The sequence below is a fragment of the Amycolatopsis sp. GA6-003 genome (assembly GCF_046267895.1).
GTDB lineage: Bacteria > Actinomycetota > Actinomycetes > Mycobacteriales > Pseudonocardiaceae > Amycolatopsis.
The window spans coordinates 7,038,932-7,059,278 of the sequence record NZ_CP176499.1 but is presented as its reverse complement, the minus strand read 5'-3'; the positions used below and the strand labels follow the sequence as shown (position 1 = coordinate 7,059,278).

General features: G+C 70.4%; 22 protein-coding genes. 10 read left to right on the top strand and 12 right to left on the bottom strand.

Features of this window, described 5'->3' with window-relative positions:
• Positions 1-4: 4 nt before the first annotated feature.
• Together F9C12_RS32150 and F9C12_RS32145 are read right to left on the bottom strand one after the other, a co-directional pair.
• Complete coding sequence (locus F9C12_RS32150; protein WP_009082495.1) at positions 5-283, bottom strand: MoaD/ThiS family protein; 279 nt, start codon at positions 281-283, stop codon at positions 5-7.
• A gap of 65 nt (positions 284-348) precedes the next feature.
• Positions 349-756 (bottom strand): Mov34/MPN/PAD-1 family protein, encoded by a 408-nt coding sequence (locus F9C12_RS32145; RefSeq protein ID WP_409185503.1) that lies wholly within the window; start codon positions 754-756, stop codon positions 349-351.
• A gap of 81 nt (positions 757-837) precedes the next feature.
• Between F9C12_RS32145 and F9C12_RS32140 the strand changes: the two genes are divergently transcribed.
• Positions 838-1,209, top strand: coding sequence for a hypothetical protein (locus F9C12_RS32140; protein ID WP_409462864.1), 372 nt, complete (start codon positions 838-840; stop codon positions 1,207-1,209).
• Here the strand turns inward: F9C12_RS32140 and F9C12_RS32135 are convergent.
• From F9C12_RS32135 to clpS, 3 genes are read right to left on the bottom strand one after another with little or no spacing between them, the layout of a single operon-like run.
• Positions 1,193-2,245, bottom strand: a complete 1,053-nt coding sequence (locus F9C12_RS32135; protein WP_409185501.1) for a P1 family peptidase — start codon at positions 2,243-2,245, stop codon at positions 1,193-1,195. The two genes, F9C12_RS32140 and F9C12_RS32135, sit on opposite strands and share 17 nt — an antisense overlap.
• Entirely contained in the window at positions 2,206-2,763 is a 558-nt protein-coding gene (locus F9C12_RS32130; protein WP_037715369.1) for a DUF2017 domain-containing protein, read from the bottom strand. The genes F9C12_RS32135 and F9C12_RS32130 overlap by 40 nt, the downstream gene beginning before the upstream one ends.
• Positions 2,760-3,059, bottom strand: coding sequence for an ATP-dependent Clp protease adapter ClpS (clpS, locus tag F9C12_RS32125; protein WP_037718267.1), 300 nt, complete (start codon positions 3,057-3,059; stop codon positions 2,760-2,762). The genes F9C12_RS32130 and clpS overlap by 4 nt, the downstream gene beginning before the upstream one ends.
• A gap of 74 nt (positions 3,060-3,133) precedes the next feature.
• On the opposite strand from clpS, the gene F9C12_RS32120 reads away from it, so the two are divergent.
• Positions 3,134-4,438 (top strand): nicotinate phosphoribosyltransferase, encoded by a 1,305-nt coding sequence (locus tag F9C12_RS32120; RefSeq protein ID WP_409185500.1) that lies wholly within the window; start codon positions 3,134-3,136, stop codon positions 4,436-4,438.
• 10 nt (positions 4,439-4,448) lie between these two features.
• Positions 4,449-5,024: an isochorismatase family protein gene (locus F9C12_RS32115; RefSeq protein ID WP_409185499.1), complete on the top strand. Its 576-nt coding sequence runs from the start codon at positions 4,449-4,451 to the stop codon at positions 5,022-5,024.
• Between the two features lie 32 nt (positions 5,025-5,056).
• Here F9C12_RS32115 and F9C12_RS32110 read toward each other — a convergent pair whose 3' ends face one another.
• A complete protein-coding gene (locus F9C12_RS32110; RefSeq protein ID WP_409462863.1) occupies positions 5,057-5,713 on the bottom strand; it encodes a choice-of-anchor P family protein in 657 nt (218 codons plus the stop codon).
• A gap of 187 nt (positions 5,714-5,900) precedes the next feature.
• Between F9C12_RS32110 and F9C12_RS32105 the strand changes: the two genes are divergently transcribed.
• From F9C12_RS32105 to F9C12_RS32095, 3 genes are all read left to right on the top strand, one after another.
• On the top strand, positions 5,901-6,491 hold the full coding sequence (locus tag F9C12_RS32105) for a biotin transporter BioY (protein ID WP_409462862.1): 591 nt from the start codon (positions 5,901-5,903) through the stop codon (positions 6,489-6,491).
• A 91-nt stretch (positions 6,492-6,582) separates the two neighbouring features.
• On the top strand, positions 6,583-8,634 hold the full coding sequence (locus F9C12_RS32100; protein ID WP_409462861.1) for an ATP-dependent DNA helicase: 2,052 nt from the start codon (positions 6,583-6,585) through the stop codon (positions 8,632-8,634).
• A 57-nt stretch (positions 8,635-8,691) separates the two neighbouring features.
• On the top strand, positions 8,692-9,024 hold the full coding sequence (locus tag F9C12_RS32095; protein ID WP_037815281.1) for a hypothetical protein: 333 nt from the start codon (positions 8,692-8,694) through the stop codon (positions 9,022-9,024).
• 488 nt (positions 9,025-9,512) lie between these two features.
• Here the strand turns inward: F9C12_RS32095 and F9C12_RS32090 are convergent, their stop codons facing one another.
• The 3 genes from F9C12_RS32090 to serB are packed head-to-tail and all read right to left on the bottom strand — an operon-like array spanning position 9,513 to position 11,968.
• A complete protein-coding gene (locus tag F9C12_RS32090) occupies positions 9,513-9,917 on the bottom strand; it encodes an OsmC family protein (RefSeq protein ID WP_409185495.1) in 405 nt (134 codons plus the stop codon).
• A gap of 51 nt (positions 9,918-9,968) precedes the next feature.
• A complete protein-coding gene (locus tag F9C12_RS32085) occupies positions 9,969-10,742 on the bottom strand; it encodes a peptidyl-tRNA hydrolase (protein ID WP_409462860.1) in 774 nt (257 codons plus the stop codon).
• Positions 10,739-11,968, bottom strand: a complete 1,230-nt coding sequence (serB, locus tag F9C12_RS32080) for a phosphoserine phosphatase SerB (protein ID WP_409185493.1) — start codon at positions 11,966-11,968, stop codon at positions 10,739-10,741. Before serB ends, F9C12_RS32085 begins: the two co-directional genes overlap by 4 nt.
• Positions 11,969-12,202: 234 nt before the next feature.
• Between serB and F9C12_RS32075 the strand changes: the two genes are divergently transcribed.
• Positions 12,203-13,396: a cytochrome P450 gene (locus tag F9C12_RS32075; protein WP_409462859.1), complete on the top strand. Its 1,194-nt coding sequence runs from the start codon at positions 12,203-12,205 to the stop codon at positions 13,394-13,396.
• 253 nt (positions 13,397-13,649) lie between these two features.
• On the opposite strand, the gene ctaD is transcribed toward F9C12_RS32075, so the two are convergent.
• On the bottom strand, positions 13,650-15,422 hold the full coding sequence (gene ctaD / locus F9C12_RS32070) for a cytochrome c oxidase subunit I (RefSeq protein ID WP_182891010.1): 1,773 nt from the start codon (positions 15,420-15,422) through the stop codon (positions 13,650-13,652).
• A gap of 135 nt (positions 15,423-15,557) precedes the next feature.
• On the opposite strand from ctaD, the gene F9C12_RS32065 reads away from it, so the two are divergent.
• Positions 15,558-16,388, top strand: coding sequence for a phosphotransferase enzyme family protein (locus F9C12_RS32065; RefSeq protein ID WP_409462858.1), 831 nt, complete (start codon positions 15,558-15,560; stop codon positions 16,386-16,388).
• On the opposite strand, the gene F9C12_RS32060 is transcribed toward F9C12_RS32065, so the two are convergent.
• On the bottom strand, positions 16,381-17,118 hold the full coding sequence (locus F9C12_RS32060) for an alpha/beta fold hydrolase (protein ID WP_409462857.1): 738 nt from the start codon (positions 17,116-17,118) through the stop codon (positions 16,381-16,383). The genes F9C12_RS32065 and F9C12_RS32060 overlap by 8 nt on opposite strands.
• Positions 17,119-17,182: 64 nt before the next feature.
• Here F9C12_RS32060 and F9C12_RS32055 point away from each other — a divergent pair, with 64 nt between their 5' ends.
• Entirely contained in the window at positions 17,183-17,695 is a 513-nt protein-coding gene (locus F9C12_RS32055; protein ID WP_409462856.1) for a GNAT family N-acetyltransferase, read from the top strand.
• Positions 17,696-18,307: 612 nt separating this feature from the next.
• Here the strand turns inward: F9C12_RS32055 and F9C12_RS32050 are convergent.
• Complete coding sequence (locus F9C12_RS32050; RefSeq protein WP_409462855.1) at positions 18,308-19,714, bottom strand: MFS transporter; 1,407 nt, start codon at positions 19,712-19,714, stop codon at positions 18,308-18,310.
• 65 nt (positions 19,715-19,779) lie between these two features.
• On the opposite strand from F9C12_RS32050, the gene F9C12_RS32045 reads away from it, so the two are divergent.
• Positions 19,780-20,274: a CGNR zinc finger domain-containing protein gene (locus F9C12_RS32045; protein WP_409462854.1), complete on the top strand. Its 495-nt coding sequence runs from the start codon at positions 19,780-19,782 to the stop codon at positions 20,272-20,274.
• The last annotated feature ends 73 nt before the right edge of the window (positions 20,275-20,347 follow it).

Here is a 20,347-nt window from a genome sequence, read left to right as displayed (position 1 = left end):
CGGCTCAGCGCGCGCCGCCCGCGACGGCGGGCAGGATGGTGAGGGTGTCGCCGTCCTTGACCTCGGCGTCGAGCCCGCCGGAGAAGCGCACGTCCTCGTCGTTGACGTAGACGTTGATGAAGCGGTGCAGCTTCTCCTCCTTGACCAGGCGGGCCTTCAGCCCGGCGTGCCGCGACTCGACGTCGTCGATGATCTCGAGGACAGTCTTGCCCGACGCCTCGACGGACTTCTCGCCGCCGGTGTGGGTGCGCAGGATGGTCGGGATGGACACGGTCACGGCCATGGTTTTCTACCTCCGGGTGGGTTCCTACACGCTGACGTATCGGACGCCGCGCTTTATTCCGGCAGTCAGTCGATGATCTCGACCGGCTCCTCGGTGATCTCGGCGTCCACGATCCGGTACGAGCGGAACTCGTGCGAATCGGGCTCTCTGGTCGAGACGAGCACGTAGTGCGCGTCGGGTTCGGCGGCGATGTTCGCGTCGGTGCGCGACGGGTAGGCCTCGGTCGCGGTGTGCGAGTGGTAGATGACCACCGGGACCTCGTCGTTCGCTTCCATCTCGCGGTAGAGCTTGAGCAGGTCGCCCGAGTCGAACTCGTAGAACGTCGGCGAGCGGGCCGCGTTCAGCATCGGGATGAACCGCTCGGGGCGGTCCGAGCCGGCAGGACCGGCCACCACCCCGCACGCTTCGTCGGGGTGGTCGCGGCGGGCGTGGGCGACGATCTCGTCGACGAGTTCACGGCGGATCCGGAGCACACGGACATCTTAGTTCGTGGACCGAACGAGTCCACACTGTGAGAGCTACCGCTCAACCGCAGGTCAGGGCACAATTACCGGATGCCGGTGTCCTCGAAGATCCGCGAACGCTGCCGTGGCCTGCTGGCCGAAGGGGACGTCGTCCAGTACGTGTTCCCCGCCACATCGCTGATGGTCACGATGATGGCCGCGCACCGGAACTTCCTCGTCGTGGTCACCGACCGGCACGTCACCGTGCTCGCCTGCAGCGCTTTCCGCCGGTGGAAGCCGGTTTCGGTGTGGGCGCAGCTGCCGCGTTCCACCGAACTGGGCCCGGTGGAGACGCATCCCTCGCTCGGGCCGACCGTGTCGTTCGGCGAGCTGGTGCTGGAGATCGACGAGGAGTACGTGGCCGTCGTGCGCGCCGCCGACCTCGAGCGGAGCGAGGACTGCCTGCCTAAGGACCCGTTCTGACCTCCAGCGCCTCCGGCCACACGTCGCGATAAGCCGGGACGCCGGCCGCGGAGGTCGCGGACAGCAGCCCGTGCACCATCGCCCGCGCGAACACCCGCGCCGCCGCCGCGCAGAGCGCGTCCAGCGCACCCGCTCGCGCCGCCAGCGCGAACGACCCGGGCTCCCCCGGCAGCTGCTGCGCGCCCGTCGCCAGCGCGAACACGGTGTCGCCGTCGAACATCGAGTGCGCCGGACGCACCGCGCGCGCCAGCCCGTCCTGCGCGGCCACCGTCAACCGGCGCGCCTCGGCCTTCGTCAGCGCCGCGTCGCAAGCCACCACGCCGATCGTGGTGTTCAGGTCGGTCCGCTGGCTCGGCGCCTCGCCGGGGCGATCCGGCCAGCGGACACCGAACTCGCCGTCGACTTCGTGATCAGCGGCGAACGCCCGTCCGGTCGCGAAATCCACCGCCTGGCCGGCCGCGTTCACCGCGGCGATCGCCCCGACGGTCACGTCTCCGACGACCTCGCTCGCCGTCCCGATGCCGCCCTTCAGCGAACCGACCACCGCGCCCGAGCCCGCGCCGACGGTGCCCATCGCGACGGCTTCCCCGGCTGCTTCGCAAGCGGCGTAACCGAAATCGGCATCCGGCCGATTGCCCCACGCGCTGCGCGGCAGGTCGAACAGCACCGCGGCGGGCACGATCGGCACCACCTCATACGGCTGCGCGCCAACGGGAAACCCGTAGTTCCGCTCGGAAAGCCACCGCATCACGCCGTCCGCCGCCGCGAGCCCGTACGCGCTTCCGCCGGAAAGACAGACCGCATTCACCTGCTGTACCAGGTTTTCCGGCTCCAGCAGGTTGGTTTCGCGCGTGCCGGGCGCGCCGCCCCGCTGGTCGACCGCGCCGGTCGCGCCGTCGGGGACGAGCACGACAGTGGTTCCGGAAGCCCAGCCGTCGCCGAGCCGTTGGTGATGGCCCACGAGCACGCCGGGGACGTCGGTGATTTTCCCGCCGGTCAGCCGGTCAGCGCCTGGATCAGCGTCTCCTGCACCCATGTCAGCCAATGGTAGACGCCGAGATGGGGTGCGCGGGGGTCGTCTTCCGGCAGCTCGTCGGGCATGTCCTCGGTGACGTCGAGCGCGGTGCCGAGCGCCAGCCGGACGTCGTTCAGCGCGCCGAGCCAGGCGTCGGCCTGCTCGAAGGTCAGCTTCACCGAACCGCCGTCGCGCGGGAGCGTGTCGAGCACGATCTTCGCGACGCCGACCTTCTTCTCCAGCAGCTCCGGCTCGTGCAGCGACCGCATCGCCGCCGCCGAATCGAGGTCCTCGCGGCTCGGGTTGTCCGGGTCGAGCCGGTGGAAGTCCGGCAGCAGCCGCGACAGCACCGGGTCGTCCGGCGATTCGGCGGGCCCGGTGCGGATCCCGGTCAGCTCGGCCAGTTCGTCCTGCGGGGCCTCCTCGGCCCGGGCGGTGAGCATGTCCTCGAGCTGCCCGACCAGCCCGCGCAGCACCGCGGCCTCCTGCTGCTCGAACCCGGCGAGGATGGCGTCCCCCTTGCGCCGCCAGGCCTTCACGAGGGCTGTTCCATGGTCGCCCACAGGCCCGCCGCGTGCAGCTTCGCCACGTCGGTCTCCACCTTCTCCTTCGAACCGGACGACACGATCGCCCTGCCCTTGTTGTGCACGTCGAGCATCAGCTTCGTGGCGTGGTCCCGGCTGTAGCCGAACAGCTTCTGGAAGACGTACGTCACGTACGACATCAGGTTGACCGGATCGTTCCAGACGATCGTCCGCCAGGGCTGGTCGGATTCGGCCAGCTCGGCCCCGAGTGGATCGACCTGCGTCTGTTCGGATGCGACAGGCGTGGACATGCACCCCATGGTGTCACGGGGCCATCCCGGTACGCCGCGCCAGGTCCGTCCATGTGAGTGAATAGGCTGCTCCCATGGGTTCCCCCGAGCCGGTCACCAGCGCCAGCACGGCGCTGCTCACCGACCACTACGAGCTGACCATGCTGGCGAGCGCGCTCGCGGACGGGACGGCCGACCGGCCGTGCGTGTTCGAAGTCTTCGCGCGCCGGCTTCCCGACGGCCGCCGCTACGGCGTCGTCGCGGGCACCGCGCGCGTGCTCGACGCGATCGCCGACTTCCGGTTCACCGACGCCGAACTGGCCATGCTGGAGCAGACCGCGGTCGTCGACCCGGAAACGCTGGCGTGGCTGGCGGACTACGAGTTCCGCGGCGACATCGACGGCTACCGCGAAGGCGACCTGTACTTCCCCGGTTCGCCGATCCTCACCGTGACCGGCAGTTTCGCCGAAGCGGTGGTGCTGGAGACGGTGGTGCTGTCGATCCTCAACCACGACAGCGCGATCGCGTCGGCGGCGGCGCGGATGTCCGGCGCGGCGCACGGCAGGCCGATCATCGAGATGGGCGGACGGCGCACGCACGAGTACGCCGCGGTCGCCGCCGCGCGCGCCGCCTACCTGGCCGGATTCGCCACCACGTCGAATCTCGAAGCGGGCCGCCGCTACGGGATCCCGACCCGCGGCACGGTCGCGCACGCGTTCATGCTGCTGCACGACAGCGAGGAAGCCGCGTTCCGCGCCCAGGTCAGCAAAATGGGTGCGGATACCACTCTCCTGGTGGACACCTACGACATCACCGCGGGCATCGAGGCGGCGGTGCGCGTCGCCGGACCGGAGCTGGGCGCGATCCGGATCGACTCCGGCGACGTCGGCCCGCTCGCCCGCAAGGCCCGCGACCAGCTCGACGCGCTCGGCGCGAAGGACACCCGGATCGTGGTGTCCGGCGACCTCGACGAGCACGCGATCGCAGCGCTGCGCGCGGAGCCGGTGGACGCCTACGGCGTCGGCACCTCGGTGGTCACCGGATCCGGGGCGCCGACCGCCGGGATGGTGTACAAGCTGGTCGAGGTCGACGGACGGCCGGTCGCGAAACGCAGTGCGCACAAGGAATCCCGCGGCGGGCGCAAGCACGCGCTGCGCCGGCACCGGAGCACCGGCACGGCGGTCGAGGAAGTGGTCTGGACCGCCGCCGGCGGCCGCCCGGAGCCCGGCGAGAACGATCTCGAGCTGCAGATCCCCCTGGTGCGCGGCGGCGTGCCGGTGGATGATCTGCCCACGCTGGACGACGCGCGCGCCCGCCTGCGGCGCGCGCAGGTGAGCCTGCCGTGGGAGGGCCTCAAGCTCTCGCACGGCGAGCCCGCGATACCGACGACTTTTTTGTAGGGAGCCGACCATGACAACCGCGCTGATCGTGGTGGATGTGCAGAACGACTTCTGCGAGGGAGGCTCGCTCGGCCTGCCGGGCGGGGCGGCCGCCGCGGCCGCCATCTCGCGGCGGATGGCCGAGGGCGGCTACGCGCACGTCGTCGCCACCCGCGACCACCACATCGACCCGGGCGACCACTTCAGCGACACGCCCGACTTCAACACCAGCTGGCCGCCGCACTGCGTCGCGGGCACGGCGGGCGCGTCCTTCCACGACGCGCTGGACGTGGTGCCGGTCGAGGCGGTGTTCTCGAAGGGCGAGTACAGCGCGGCGTACTCCGGTTTCGAGGGCAAGTCCGGCGACGGCAAGACCCTCGAGGAGTGGCTTCGCGCGCACGAGGTGACCGACGTCGACGTGGTCGGCATCGCGACCGACTTCTGCGTGCGCGCGACCGCCCTCGACGCCGCGCGGGCCGGGTTCAACGTGCAGGTGCTGCTGGACCTGACCGTCGGCGGTTCGCAGCCGACGGTGGACGCGACGCTGAAGGACTTCGACGAGGCGGGGGTGCGCTACACCGGCACGCCCGCCCTGCCGCCCTCGTGAGTGTTAATCCCGGTTAGAACCGGCATTGCCGCTCACGAGGCCGGCGCGCCGCCCTTGCCGTACGGATCGCACGCCGCGGTGCCGAGGTAGATGTCCCCGCTCGCCGGACCGCCCTGCGGGAACAGCTTCACGTGAACCGCGTGCGTGACCAGGCTGCCGTCGGCGGGCTGCGGCGTCACGGTCTCGTTCAGCGTGATCGTGGCCAGCGCGGTGCCCGCCGCGCCGCCGGGGATCGTGATCCGGTAGTTCGCCGGGATCGACGACGGCACGGTGAAGCCGGAGACCTCGCCGATCGACATCGATCCGGTGCTGCCCGAATCCGTCGTGGTGGCGCAGCCTGCCGAGTACGTGCGGACCTTCAGCTCCGGCCCGCCGTACCGGGTGAGCAGGTCGGATTCGAACCGCTGCCCGCCGGTCCGCACCTTGGCGACCGGGCCGTTCCGCTCGCAGGTGGCTCCGCCGAAGCCGAACACCGCGACCTCGCCCGCCGCGCCGCCGGCGGTGCGCGCGGAAGCCGGGCCGTCTGCGTCGCAACGCGCCAGTTCCCCGGTGACCACGTGCTCGTGGTCCACCATGACGTCGAGGCTGCCCGCGGAACCCCAGCCGGTTGACGTCGGCGGATCGGCGTGCGCCGCCGTCGGGGCCGCAGCCAGGAAAACCCCGGTGACCAGCAGGATCCGTCCGCGCATTCGACCTGTCTCCCTTCGCCCGTGCTTCGACATCGGCGCCGCGGCGGGGGTCCCAAACGTCGACGGTCGCAGCTCACCCGGACGTGTGGCGGGAGACAGGGGTGGTGAGGAACGCAACTTGTCTCGTTCCGTCCGGTCCCTCGGCGATAACCTGCCCGGACGTCCGTTTTCCGTGGTTGGAGGTCCCGTGTCGTCACTGTCTCTCCCGGCCCGCCGTCAGGTGCTGGCCGACCTCGTGCCCGGCACCCTGGTGCGCGACCTGGCGCTGGTCGCCGGCGGCGCCGTGCTCACCGGCGCGGCCGCGCAGCTGATCATCCCGATTCCGGGCACGCCGGTTCCGATGACCGGCCAGACTTTCGCCGCGCTGCTCGTCGGCGCGACGCTCGGCATGCGCCGCGGCGCAGCCTCGCTGCTGCTGTACTTGCTCGTCGGCGCGGCTGGCGTGCCGTGGTTCCAGGGCGGCACCTCCGGGCTGTCCGGCGCCTCGGCGGGTTACATCGTCGGGTTCGTGGCCGCCGGCGCGGTCGTGGGCGCGCTCGCCCGCCGCGGCGGCGACCGCACTCCGCTGCGCACGGCGGGGACCATGGTGCTCGGCAATGTCGTGATCTACGCCTTCGGCGTGCCGTGGCTGATGGCCGCCACCGGATTCGATCTCGCCACCGCGTTCGACAAGGGCGTCACGCCGTTTCTCGTCGGCGACGTGCTGAAGACCGTGGTCGCGGCCGGGGTGCTGCCGCTCGCGTGGGCCGCGGTTTCGCGGTTCCGCAAGGAAGACTGAGGCGGATTTCCGGGATCTTCGGTCCGGCGCGAGGGGTCCGTTCGCGCCGGATCGAAGATCCTGTCGTACCTGGCGGCTATCGTGTCTCGCTGTGCCCGCCCGAACCGATTTCCCCGGCGTCCTCGAACTCCTCACCCACGCGGTGGAGTCCGTCGGCGGCGCTGAACGCCCCGGCCAGGTGAAGATGGCCGATGCCGTCGGCCACGCCATCCGCACCGGCGAACACCTCGCCGTGCAAGCGGGAACGGGCACCGGCAAATCGCTGGCGTACCTGGTGCCCGCGATCCGGCACGCGGTGGAGAAAGACACCACCGTCGTCGTCTCCACGGCCACCATCGCGTTGCAGCGCCAGCTGGTCGACCGCGATCTCCCGCGCCTGGCGAAGGCGCTCAAGAAGCCGCTCGGGCGCGAACCGACCTTCGCGATCCTCAAGGGCCGCCGCAACTACCTGTGCCTGCACCGGCTCGACACCGGTCCGGCCGACGAGCCCGAGGACGCGCAGCTGTTCGACCCGTTCGCGGTGTCCCGCCTCGGCAAGGAAGTCACGCGGCTGCACGAGTGGGTGTCGGACACCGAAACCGGCGACCGCGACGAGCTGGTGCCCGGCGTGTCCGATCAGGCGTGGCGGCAGGTTTCGGTCACCGCGAGGGAATGCCTCGGGGCCGCGAAGTGCCCGGTCGGCACCGATTGCTTCGCCGAACGCGCGCGAGCCGAGGCCGGCAAAGCCGACGTCGTGGTCACCAACCACGCGCTGCTGGCCATCGACGCGCTGCAGGGCTATCAGGTGCTGCCGGACCACGACCTGGTGATCATCGACGAGGCGCACGACCTGGTCGACCGGGTCACCTCGGTCGCGACCGGCGAACTCACCAGCGCCATGGTGTCGGCCGCCGCGCGCCGCTGCGGCAAGCTGATCGACGCGGGAATCGCGGACCGGCTGCTGGAGTCGTCGGACGGGCTCGCGCTGATCCTCGACGACATCCCGGCCGGAAGGCTCGACGCGCTGCCCCGTCCGTTGCAGGGCGCGATCCCGGCGGTGCGCGACGCGGCGAAGGAATGCCTCACCGCGCTGGGGTCGGATCGTAAGGAAGACGTCGGCGAAGCCACCGCGCGCAAGCTGGCGCGGTCGCTGCTCGAGGAAGTGCACGACACCGCGGTGCGGCTGCTCGACGCGTACGACGAGGATCTGGCGCACCAGCGCGACGTCGTCTGGGTGACCGGAGACAAGTACTCGGCGAACCCGCGCCCGCCCGCGTTGAAGGTCGCTCCGCTCGGTGTCGCCGGGTTGTTGCGGGAGCGCGTGTTCAACCAGCACACCACCGTGCTGACCTCCGCGACGCTCACGCTCGGCGGCGAATTCGACACCATGGCAGGGCAATGGGGCCTCCCGCCGAGCGGCGCGCGCGTGGTGAAGTCGCCGGGCACGGCCACCGACAAGGAAGCGCCGTCGGACGAGGAGACCGGCCCGAAGTGGACCGGCTTGGACGTCGGTTCGCCGTTCGACCACCGTCGCAACGGCATCCTCTACCTCGCCAAACACCTGCCGCCGCCGGGCCGCGACGGACTCGCCGAGTCCACAATGGACGAACTGGCCGAACTGGTCGAAGCCGCGGGCGGCCGGACGCTGGGCCTGTTCTCCTCGATGCGCGCGGCGAAACAGGCCGCGGAAGCGATGCGGGAACGGCTCGATTACCCGATCCTCTGCCAGGGCGACGACGCGACGCCGTTGCTGGTGCGGCAGTTCGCCGAAGACGCGCGCACCTGCCTGTTCGGCACGCTGACGCTGTGGCAGGGCGTGGACGTGCCCGGGCCGTCGCTGCAGCTCGTGGTGGTGGACCGGATCCCGTTCCCCCGCCCGGACGACCCGGTGTCGTCGGCTCGCCAACGCGCGGTGGAAGCCCGGGGCGGCAACGGATTCCTCACCGTCGCCGCGACCCACGCGGCATTGTTGCTGGCCCAGGGCACCGGCCGCCTGCACCGCTCGGTCACCGACCGCGGCGTAGTGGCGGTGCTGGACTCCCGCCTGGCCACCGCCCGCTACGGCGGTTTCCTGCGCGCGTCGCTGCCGCCGTTCTGGCCGACCACAGATCCGCAGGTCGCCCGCGCCGCACTGAAGCGACTCGACGCCGCCGCGCCCGCCTGACCGAGCGAACCGGACAGGCGGGTACGGTGAGTGGAACGAACACGACAGGGAGCACCGTTGACCCAGGATTCGTCCAGCGCCCAATCCCGGACCGTCAGTGTTGACGACACCGGGGTCCGGCGCCGGCTCGCCGATGGCAGCGAAGAAGCTGTGACGTGGTCGGACCTGCAATCGGTCATGGTGAGAGTCATCCCGGACGGCCCCTGGAACGAAGACGTCTTCTTCATGCTGGTCGGCAACGACGGCAAAGGCACCGCGGTCCCCAGCGGCGACCCGGCCGCGGACGCCCTCATCGAACGCCTGCAGACCTTGCCGGGGTTCGACAACGAGAAGTTCATCGAGGCGATGACCACGGACGCCGACCAGGCGTACGTGGTGTGGCAAAGCTGAGCCGGGCTCGTTCGACAGTGCCGGGTCGCTGACCACTATCCGGCTGGAAAGCCTTGGCGGACAAGGGTTCGCGGACGCGCGCTGCTGTTCGGTTCGATGGGGGCGAGTTGGCAGCGGCAGCGTGGTGCCCGCCGGTCTCGTTCGGCGCGGTCTGGCGACCGCTTCACAAGTCCGCTACGCGGCTCCGCTTGCGAGAGACCCCGGCAACCCGGCAACCCGGCAACCGACGATGAAACGCCCGCCACCGCAAGAACCACCCGCCGCCATTGCCGCTCAGCAGCCCCGCCGCTAACGTCGCCCGCCGACTGGATCGGCGGCCCGCGCACCACCTCGCACCGCAGCCTGGCAGCCCGGCGACGGAACAGCCGCCACAGCGACTCCGCCACCGCCGCGCAGCAGCCCTACCGCACACCGAGGCCGCCGCTCCGCAGCTTCACCACAAACCGCCCCCGGCCCCGGATCGGCGGCTCGCACCCCGCAGCGAGAACTCAAGCGGTCGGGAAGGTCTCCGTAACCGGAATGCCCTTCTTCAGCGTCCGGCTCACCGTGCACAGCCGCTCGATCGCCCGGTCCACCGCGCCCGCCAGGGCTTCTCGCTGGTCCTCGTCCAGGGCCGAGACGTCGACGTCGAACGCGACGTGCACCGCGTCCAGTTCCGATGCTCCCTCGCGCCGGTCGGCGGTCACCGCGACCCGGAATTTCGAATCCTCGCCCACCCGGCGCGTGATCAGCTGTTCCGCCGTCACCGCGGAGCAGCCCGCTGCCGCGATCTGCAGGAGTTCCGCCGGGGAGAACGCGCCCTCCGCGCCGGCCCGGCCCAATCGCACCTCCGCGCCGCGCTCGTTGCGGCCCACGAAACTGTGCGTGCCTTCGCGCTGTACTTCCAAGGTCATCCGAGACGCCTTTCCGCCCGTCGGGTCACTGCATTGGCCCAACCGCGCGGGTCACGCCGATGTTCCGGGCTGCTGCGCCAGCACGGTGATCGTGCCGGGGTCGACCTCGGTGAATCCCGCATCGCGGACAGCGATGACTCGGTTGTCCCGCCAGCCCGCCTCCGGGTCGTCGACCGGGCACAGCTCCTTCCACCGGGCCGGGCTGGGCGTGCGGACCGCGACTCGGTAGTCCTTCGCCGCCCACGCCGCCAGTTCGTCGTCCGGCAGCAGCGACGCGAGGATCATCGTGGCGTGCCCGACCTGCGCGGACGCCTTGCCGACGGTCATCGGGACGTCCGGGTTCAGCATCAGCAGCGGAACGTCCGCCGGGGCCGGACCGGGGGTGTCGGCGGGCAGTTCGCTGCCGGAGATCTGCAAGCGCGAGACCTCTTTCGGGGCCTCCTTGACCAGCCCGGGCACGAGCGCCCGCGCCTGCGCGCCGTCGACCTCGACAGTGACTCCCGGCTGGTCGAGCACCGCCTGCCAGTGCGCGCCGCGAGCCCGGCGCGCGACCTTCCGGATGCGGTTGTCGAGCCACGCGTGCACCGGTTCGGCCCATTCGCCGCCGGGCTCGGCGCGTTCGTCAAGACACACCGCCAGCGCCGCCGCGGCCGCCGCTTCGAGCAGCGCGGTGCGGCCGGGCGGTTCGGCTCGTTCGATGCGCAGGATGACCGGCATCGCGCGGACCTCGTCCGGGTTCTCGTCGGACGTGTCCGAGGTGTCCTCGGCGGGCAGACCGAGCCACGAGGCGTAACGACTGCGCAGGGGTTCGAGCAGCGGGTTCACGGGCGGGCCAGTTCTAGTCCGTCGGCGGCGTCGGCTGCCTCGACCTCGGCGCGCGTGACGCCGAGGACGAACAGCACCGCGTCCAGGTACGGGTGGGACAGGGCGGTGTCGGCGACCTCGCGCAGCGCGGGCTTCGCGTTGAACGCGACACCCATGCCCGCCGCGGCCAGCATGTCGATGTCGTTGGCCCCGTCGCCGACCGCGACGCACGCGCCCAGCGGGATCCCGTACTCCCCGGCGAACCGGCGCAGCGCGGTCGCCTTGCCCGCACGGTCCACGATGTCGCCGACCACGCGGCCGGTGAGCTTGCCGTCGACGACTTCCAGTTCGTTGGCCGCCGCGAAGTCGAGGCCGAGGTCGTCCACGAGATGGTCGATGACCTGGGTGAATCCGCCGGAGACGACACCGCAGCGGAACCCCATCCGCTTCAGCGTGCGGACGGTCGTGCGGGCCCCCGGGGTCAGCTCCAGCTTCGCCGCGACCTCGTCCATCACGCTCGCGGGCAGCCCGGCCAGCAGCGAAACGCGCCGCTCCAGCGACTCGGCGAAATTCAGCTCGCCGCGCATCGCCGCCTCGGTGATCTCGCGGACCTGCTCCTCGACCCCGGCGTACGCGCCGAGCATCTCGATGACCTCGCCCTGCACGAGCGTCGAATCGACGTCGAAGACCACCAGCCGCTTCGCCCGGCGCGTGATGCCCGCGCGCTCGACGGCGACGTCGACGTTGGCCTCGGACGCCGCGTCGGCCAGCATGGACCGGAGTTCGGCGTCCGTCTCGTCGGTGTCCTCGCGGACCGAGACGTACAGTTCGAGACCGGTCACCGGGTAGTCGGCGACGCTGCGGATCGAGTCGATGTTCGCCCCGACGCCCGCCAGCCGCCGCGCGATCTCGGAGAACGCCCGCGCGGTCACCGGACGCCCCAGCAAGACGAGCACATGCGACGAATCGCGCCGGCCGAGCGCGAACGGATCCGCGCCGATCGCGTCGCCGATCCGCACCTCGACCTCCATGCCGACGGTCGCCATCGCCTGCTCGACGGACTCCTGGAGCCCCTCCGGATCGCGGTACACGCCGGCGAGCACGCCGAGCACGAGCTGCCCTCGGATGACCACCTGCTCGATGTCGAGCACGTCCACGTCGTGCCGCGTGAGCACGGCGAACAGCACGGACGAGACCCCGGGCTTGTCCGGACCGGTCGTGGTGATGAGGACGGGAGTCTGGCTCACTGGTTCGGTATCCCTCGTTCGTCTCGGCACCGACGCTTAGGCCACGGCGAGTCGGCACGCCCAGTCTGGCCTCCTGCGGGGGCGGGCAGAACGCCCCCGTGCCGCGCTTCACACCGCCGGTGCCACGAACGGGCGACGAGCGCCCTCGCCGGTCGACGTCCCACGCGCTTTCGACCCCGCCCCGACGTCCGGTTAGGGGTGCTCTCCTCCCGACTGTCTCGATACACACGAAGGATGACCAGCAACTTGCAGATCGAACCCGTCAGCTATCCCTTCGGCTCGGCCGAGGGGGTCGCCCTCCACCCGGCCTACGAGGAGGCGCGCGACGCGCCAGGGATGATCCGGATCAAGCTGCCCTACGGCGAGCCGGCGTGGCTGGCCGCTCGCTACGACGACGTTCGCCTGGTCTTCGGCGACCAGCGGTTCAGCCGGGCCATGGCCCTCGACGCCGACGTGCCGAGGATGACGCCGCACAAGCTGGACGGCGGGATCATCATGATGGATCCGCCGGAACACAGCCGGCTGCGCAAGCTCGTGGCCAAAGCCTTCACCCAGAACAGAGTGCAGCAGTTGCGCGGACGGGTCAGACAGCTGGCCGAGGACCTCGTGGACGCGATGGTGGCCGGCGGCAGACCGGCGGACCTGGTGGAACATCTCGCGTTGCCGCTGCCGGTGGCGGTGATCTGCGAGCTGCTCGGCGTGCCCGTGGCGGACTGGCCGAAGTTCCGGGTCTGGAGCGACCGGCTCCTGTCCACGAGCGAGACCACCGCTCAGGAGTACGAGGCCAACGAAGCGGAACTCCAGGAGTACATGAGCGGGCTCATCGCCGCCCGGCGCGCGGAGCCCGCCGACGACCTGATGACCGCGTTGGTCGAGTCCCGCAACGAGCACGACAGGCTCTCCGAGGCGGAGCTGATCGATTTGTGCGACGGGCTTCTGGTGGCCGGCCACGAAACCTCCGCGTCCCTGATCGCCAGCTCGGTCTTCGTCCTCCTGGAGCACCCCGAACGGCTGGCCGAGCTGCGGGCCGACCTCAGCCTGATGCCGGCCGCGGTCGAGGAGCTGACGCGGTTCATCCCGCTGAGCCACTGGCAGGGCTTTCCTCGCTATGCGACGGAGGACGTCGAGGTGGGTGGTTCGCTGGTGCGCGCGGGCGAGCCGGTGGTGTCCGACTTCGCCTCGGCCAACCGGGATCCTCGGCAGTTCGAGAACCCCGATGTGCTGCGCTTCGACCGGAAGGGGGCCTCGCACCTGGGTTTCGGGCACGGGGTGCATCACTGCCTCGGTGCGAACCTCGCCAGGGTCGAGCTGCAGGAAAGCCTGCGCGCGCTGCTGAGCAAGCTGCCGAGACTGCGGATCGCCGGAGAGATCGAGTGGAAGGTCAACATGCCGGTACGCGGGCCGCGCCGGATGCCGGTCAGCTGGTGACGGACAGGGTTGTCGCTCCGGAGCAGCCGCGGAGTTCGTCGCCGGCGGAGGGCGCGCCGAGCTGACTCGAGGCACCTCGGCCGTAGTGACCCATCAGGCTGGCAGCGAGACCTTCCCGCCCCGGACCTCGGATCTTCGGATTCCTCGCCGACACCTTCGGGTCGCGGATCTCCTCGCTCCAGGCGCGAAACGGCGCGTGACCGGCCGAGAAACCTCGACCGGGCACGCGCCGGGAAAATCTTCGAGCGGCTGGTTACTGCTCGCTCGCGTTGTCCTTGCTGTGGTCGCCCGGCATGGTCGCGTCCACCAGCTTCTGCGACGGGGCCCCGACGTGCTTGGCCTTGCCGAAGAAGCCGATCTCGCCTTCCGCGTGGAGGCGTTCGACCATGTGCGGGTAGTGCAGCTCGAACGCCGGACGCTCGGAGCGGATCCGGGGCAGTTCGGTGAAGTTGTGCCGCGGCGGCGGGCAGGACGTGGCCCACTCGAGCGAGTTGCCGTAGCCCCACGGGTCGTCGACCGTGACGATCTCGCCGTACCGGTAGCTCTTGAACACGTTCCAGATGAACGGCAGCGTGGACGCGCCGAGGATGTACGCGCCGATCGTGGAGATCGTGTTCAGCGTGGTGAACCCGTCGCTGGCCAGGTAGTCCGCGTAGCGCCGCGGCATGCCTTCCGCGCCCAGCCAGTGCTGCACCAGGAACGTGGTGTGGAAGCCGATGAACGTGGTCCAGAAGTGCCACTTCCCGAGCTTCTCGTCCATCATCCGGCCGGTGATCTTCGGGAACCAGAAGTAGATCCCGGCGAAGGTCGCGAACACGATCGTGCCGTAGAGGACGTAGTGGAAGTGCGCCACCACGAAGTAGCTGTCCGACACGTGGAAGTCGATCGCCGGCGCGGCCAGCATGATGCCGGTCAGACCGCCGAAGAGGAACGTGACGATGAAGCCCATCGAGAAGATCATCGGCGTCTCGAAGGACAGCTGGCCCTTCCACATCGTGCCGATCCAGTTGAAGAACTTCACGCCGGTCGGGACCGCGATGAGGAACGTCATGAAGGAGAAGAACGGCAGCAGGACCGCGCCGGTCGCGTACATGTGGTGCGCCCACACCGCCACCGACAGCGCCGCGATCGACAGCGTCGCGAACACCAGGCCCTTGTAGCCGAACACCGGCTTGCGGCTGAAGACCGGGAAGATCTCCGACACGATCCCGAAGAACGGCAGCGCGACGATGTAGACCTCGGGGTGGCCGAAGAACCAGAACAGGTGCTGCCACAGGATCACCCCGCCGTTGGCCGGGTCGAACACGTGGGCGCCGAGGTGCCGGTCCGCCATCAGGCCGAACAGGGCCGCGGTGAGGATCGGGAACGCGAGCAGGATCAGGATGCTCGTGATCAGGATGTTCCAGGTGAAGATCGGCATCCGGTACATCGTCATGCCCGGCGCGCGCAGGCAGACCACCGTGGTGATCATGTTGACCGCGCCGAGGATGGTACCGAGACCGGATACCGCCAGGCCGGCGATCCACAGGTCGGCTCCGACGCCGGGCGAGTGGATGGCGTCCGAGAGCGGCGTGTAGGCGAACCAGCCGAAGTCGGCGGCCCCGCCGGGCGTCAGGAAGCCGGACAGCACGATCAGGCTGCCGAACAGGAACAGCCAGTAGGAGAACGCGTTCAGCCGCGGGAACGCCACGTCGGGCGAGCCGATCTGCAGCGGCAGGATGAAGTTCGCGAACCCGAACAGGCTCGGCGTCGCGTACAGCAGCAGCATCACCGTGCCGTGCATGGTGAACAGCTGGTTGTACTGCTCCTGCGACAGGAACTGCTGCCCCGGCTGGGCGAGCTCCGTCCGGATGAGCATGGCCATCGCGCCGCCGATCATGAAGAAGGCGAACGACGAGACCAGATACATGATCCCGATCTGCTTGTGGTCCGTCGTGCGGAACAACCGCAGCAGGTACGAACCCTTTGCCGTCTCGCGCGCGGGATACGGGCGCGTTGCGATCGGCTTGGGGGCTACGGCCGTCACTCCTGCCTCCAACACTGCAGCCTTGTGGTGGTCAACTTCGGGGCGCTCGGGCTCAGGCGGGCCTGATCCGGGCGGATAGGGGGATCGTAGCCCTCGGTACCGACAGTCGCTCGCACCGGCTGCTTAGATCACCGCATGACCGACCCGTACCGCGCCGCGGCGGTCTCGTCCGCGCTCGCCGTCGGCCGCCGGTTCGGCCTCGCGACCGGCTCGGCCGAGGTGCTGCACGAGCGGTCGAACGTGCTGGTGAGGATGGGTCCGGTCGTGGCGAGGGTCCCGGCCACCACCCGGTTGCTGCGGCCGGACGCGACGGGGTGGCTGGAGCGCGACGTCGCCCTTTCGGCCTACCTCGCCGAACGTGGTGTGCGCGTCGTCTCACCGGCCTCGGATCCCCCGGCCGGACCGCATTTCGCCGGGGGATTGCCGGTCACGCTCTGGCACTGGACCCCGCACGATCCGGGCCATCGGCACGGGCCGGACGAGACCGCCCGCTCCCTCGCCCGCGTCCACGCCGCGTTGCGCGACTACCCCGGCGAGCTGCCGTCTCGCGGCCCGGTCGGCGAACTGCTGGACACCGTCGCCCGCAGCGGTTCGCTGCTGGACGGCTTCGCCGGCCGGATCCGCGCGGAAACCGAACGGCTCGCCGCGCTGTTGCCGTCCAGCCCGGTCCAGGCCCTGCACGGCGACGCGCATCCGGGCAACCTCATCGAGACCGCTGACGGCCCGTGCTGGCTCGATTTCGAGGACACCTGGCGCGGACCGCTCGAATGGGACCTGGCGATCCTCGCGCGACAGGGCGGTCCGGAGTTCCTCGCCGCGTACCCGGGCGAAGCGGACGAAGCTGTCCTTAAGACGTGTACGCAGCTTCGCTCGCTCTTCGCGGTAGCGTGGCGCTTCCTGATCGCACAGCGCTTCCCGCACCGGCTGTCCGAAGCGCGCGCCGCGGCGGCCGAGTACTTCAGCTGACCCAGCCGAGGATCGCTTCGACCACGCCTGCCGGGTCTTCCAGCGGCGTCAGGTGCCCGACGTCCGGGAGCACCGCGAGCGTCGCGTCAGGCAGTGCCTCGACCATGGTGTTGGCGGCGTCGAGCGGCGTGAGCGCGTCGCGCTCCCCCACGATGACGAGCGCCGGGACGTCGATTTTCCGCAGCAGGTCAACGGAATCGGGCCGGTTGCGGATCGCCCGCGCGGCCCACGCGACCCCGGACGGCGGCTGCGCGTCGATCAATTCGCGCACGCGCGCGCGAACGTCGGCGGACGCGGTGTCGGCGAGAAGGTTCGGCAGGTTCCCGTCGGCCAGCCAGCCTTTGACGCCCTCGGTTTCGGCGCGGTTCGCGACGTCGAGCCGGGTCTGCGCGGCTTCGGGAGTGTCCGCGGTGGCCTTGGTGTCGATGAGGATCAGCCCGCCGACGCGCTCGGGTGCCTGCCGCAGGAGGGCCATCGCGAGGTAGCCGCCCATCGAACAGCCGCCGAGAATCACCTGTTCGAGTTCGAGCTTGTCGAGGAGCGCGACGACGTCCCGGGCGGCGTCGGCCAGATCCGGCTCGGCGCCGGCTTCCGGCAGCGGGCTCCGGCCGAGGCCGCGCTGGTCAGGCGTGATGACCCGGAAGCGTTCCGCGAGCGGCGCGCGGACCGGGTCCCACATGCGGGCGTCGAGCGGGAAGGCGTGCAGGAGCACCAACGGCAGTTCGGTCATGGCGGAGATTGTCGCTGTCTTTTCGCCGCGTTTTTTGTCGGACCCCGTCGTTATGGTCGGGGGCGTGACAGAGATCGTGACGGAAAGGCTGGTGCTGCGGCACTTCGTGGAGACCGATCGGCAGGCGGTGGTGGAGATCGAGACCGACCCGGAGACCAACCGGCACACCTCGCGCCCGTCGGACGCCGCGACCGTCCACGTGACGTTCGACAGCTGGCTCGAGCACTGGGCAAGGTTCGGCTACGGCTACCTGGCGGTGCGGGAGCGCGGGCCGGATTCCGCCGCCGGGGCGGACGTGATCGGCATGACCGGAGTGCGCAACCGGGAGTTCCGGGGCGAGAAGGTGCTGAACCTGGCGTACCGGTTCCGCCCGTCGGCGTGGGGGAAGGGCTACGCGATCGAGGCCGCGCGAGCGGCGCTGCGGTGGGCGGAACGGGAGATTCCGGCGATTCCGGTGCTGATCAGCGTGTCGGTGACGAACGCGCCGTCGCTGCGGGTGGTGGAGAAGCTGGGGTTCGAGGACTACGTGGAGGAGGTGGGTGAGGACGGGACGGTTTCGCGGCATTTTCGGCGCTGAGGGGCTGGGTAGGTGGCGTGGTGGGCTGGCTGGCGGGCTGGATTGAGCGGTTGAGGAGGCGGATGGAGTGAGTGTGGTGGGTTAGCCGGGGGCGGGTTGGTTGCTTGCGGACTGCTGGGCTGGGCGCGTGTGAACGCCTGGGGCGACCGGGGGTGAACACGGCGGTTGATGGAAGGGCTGCGGGCTGGACGACCGGCGGGCTGGTTGCGCGCAGGTGCGCTGCGGGCCGGACGATCGGCGGACTAGCCGTGCGCAGGTGCGCTGCTAGCCGGACAACCGGCGGACTAGCCGCGCGCAGGTGGGCTGCGGGCTGGACAACCGGCGGATCGGCTGCGCGCAGGTGCGGTGGTAGCCGGACAACCGGCGAACCAGCCGCACACAGATCCACTGCGGACCGGACAACCCGCGGACCGGCCGCATGCAGGTGCGCTGCGCGCCAAACAACCGGCGAACCAGCCCCATACAGATCCACTGCGCGCCAAACAACCGGCGAACCGGCAGCACACAGATGCACTGCGGTGAGTTCCCCTTGGCGGGAAAGCGTGTTCCGGTGTCCCGGTCGGACGTTGTCGGAATGCCCTGCGGGCAGACGAGGCACCGTCGTCCCGCGAGTCAGCCTTGGCTTAGGCGATGAGCGTTGTCCCGCAACAACCATCCGCCGACGAGGCCGCTCGCTACCGCGATCGCGCCGCACAGCAGCAGCACCAGCAGCACGCCGTGCGTCGCGCCGGGGCTTCCCTCTCCGCGGGTTGCGTAGACCGCTCCGGAGACCGCGATTCCGAGTGCCAAACCGAGTTGCCGGGAGCTGTTCGCGGCCGCTCCCGCGGTGCCGCCGTATTCCGCGGGCACTGAGGCGATCGCTACCGCCGGGAAGACCGGCGACACGATTCCCGCGCCGATTCCGGTCAGGAGCAACGCGGGCAGCAACGCCGGCCAGGTCGGGCTGAGCAGCACCGTGACCGCGGTCAGGCAGCCGACGCCTAGCAGGACCGTCGCGCCGCCTAGGACTCGGCTTGGCGAGCTGGTGTGCAGGCGTCCGCTGATCAACGCGGAGACCACGACGAACACCACCACTTGCAGCGCCAGTACCGCCGACGTCGCCGCCGAGCTGAGGCCGGTCGCGTTCTGCAGCCACAGCGAAATCACCGGCAGCGCACCGAATCCGGCGAAGTAGTAGCTGAACGCGATGAGCAGGACGCCGAGGAAGCGACGGGTCGCGAACAGGCCGGTCGGCACCATCGGCGCGCTGCTGCGGCGTTCCGCCACCACGAACGCCGCGACGGCCGCCGCCGTGACCAGGTAGCCGAGCATCGCGCCGGTGGACGACCAGCCGCGGTCGCCGCCGGTGATGACGGAATAGGTGAGGCCCGTCGCGGCGAGCGAGAACGTGGCGATGCCTGGGTAGTCGACGCGGCGTCCGCGCGCTCGCGGGCCCTCCTTCAGCGACGTCGCCGCCAGGATGATCGCGACGGCGCAAACGGGCAGGGTGGCGAAGAAAATCCAGCGCCAGCCGAGCAATTGCGCGATCACCCCGCCGGAGAACGTGCCCACCGCGCTGGCCACCCCCGCCACCGTTCCCCAGACCGCGAACGCCCGGGCCCGGTCGCGGCCCTCGTAGGTCAGTCCGACCAGGGGCAGGATCGTCGCGAACATCGCCGCGCCCGCGACGCCCTGCCCGGCCCGCGCGGCGATCAGCTCGCCGGGCGTTCCGGCGACGCCGCAGACGAGCGTCGCGAGGGAGAACAACACCAGTCCGGCGAGGTAGACGCGCTTGCGGCCGAGCAAGTCGCTCAGCGAGCCGAACCCCAGCAGCAGCCCGGCGAGCGCTACCGTGAAGACGTCCACGATCCATTGCAGCTGGCCGTATCCCGCGCCGAGTTCGGCCCCGATCGCGGGCAGCGCGACGGTGACGATGCTGGTGTAGATCAGCAGCAGGAACGTGCCGACGCACGCGGCGGCCAACGGAACCCAGGACGGCGCGGCGACCGCGGACCCGGCGCGGCTCGGCGAATCAGGCATGCTCAAGATCGTGCTGTAATAGGCTTATGCCGCATAACTCTTACCACCGGAGTTTTCTCAAGTTCGTGACCGGCCTCACCAACGACCGTCCGGAGAACCTCGCTGACCTGCTCGAACGCTGGGACGAGCCGGAAATGGGCCCGGTCCCGCCGGTCGCCGACGAGGATTTTCCCGAGGTGTGTGCATTCCTGGACCGCTGGATCGAGGTCATCGACGCGCCCGGCGAGGCGGACCGCGTCCGGCTGCTGAACGCCCTGCTGGCCGAGGCCGCCGCGTACCCGAGGATCACCGAGCACGACGGTTACGGCTGGCACCTGCACTACCGGGACGACGGGACGCGCCTGCCCGCGGTGCTGCGAGCGGTCACCTCGGTGGCGGCGGCCGAGTACCTGACCGCGACCAGCCTGCACCGCCTCGGCCGCTGCGCCGCGACGGAATGCCGCCGCGCGTTCATCGACTTCACACGCAGCGGAACGCAGCGCTACTGCACGCACGCCTGCGTCAACCGCGACGCGGTCCGGCGGCACCGTGCGCGGAAGAAGGAAATCCAAGCGCGGTAACGGGTTGTTAGCGGGCTCGCCAAGGTGATCCAGGGAGTCCAGCCGCTCGGCTGGCGAGAAAGGCACCATGGCC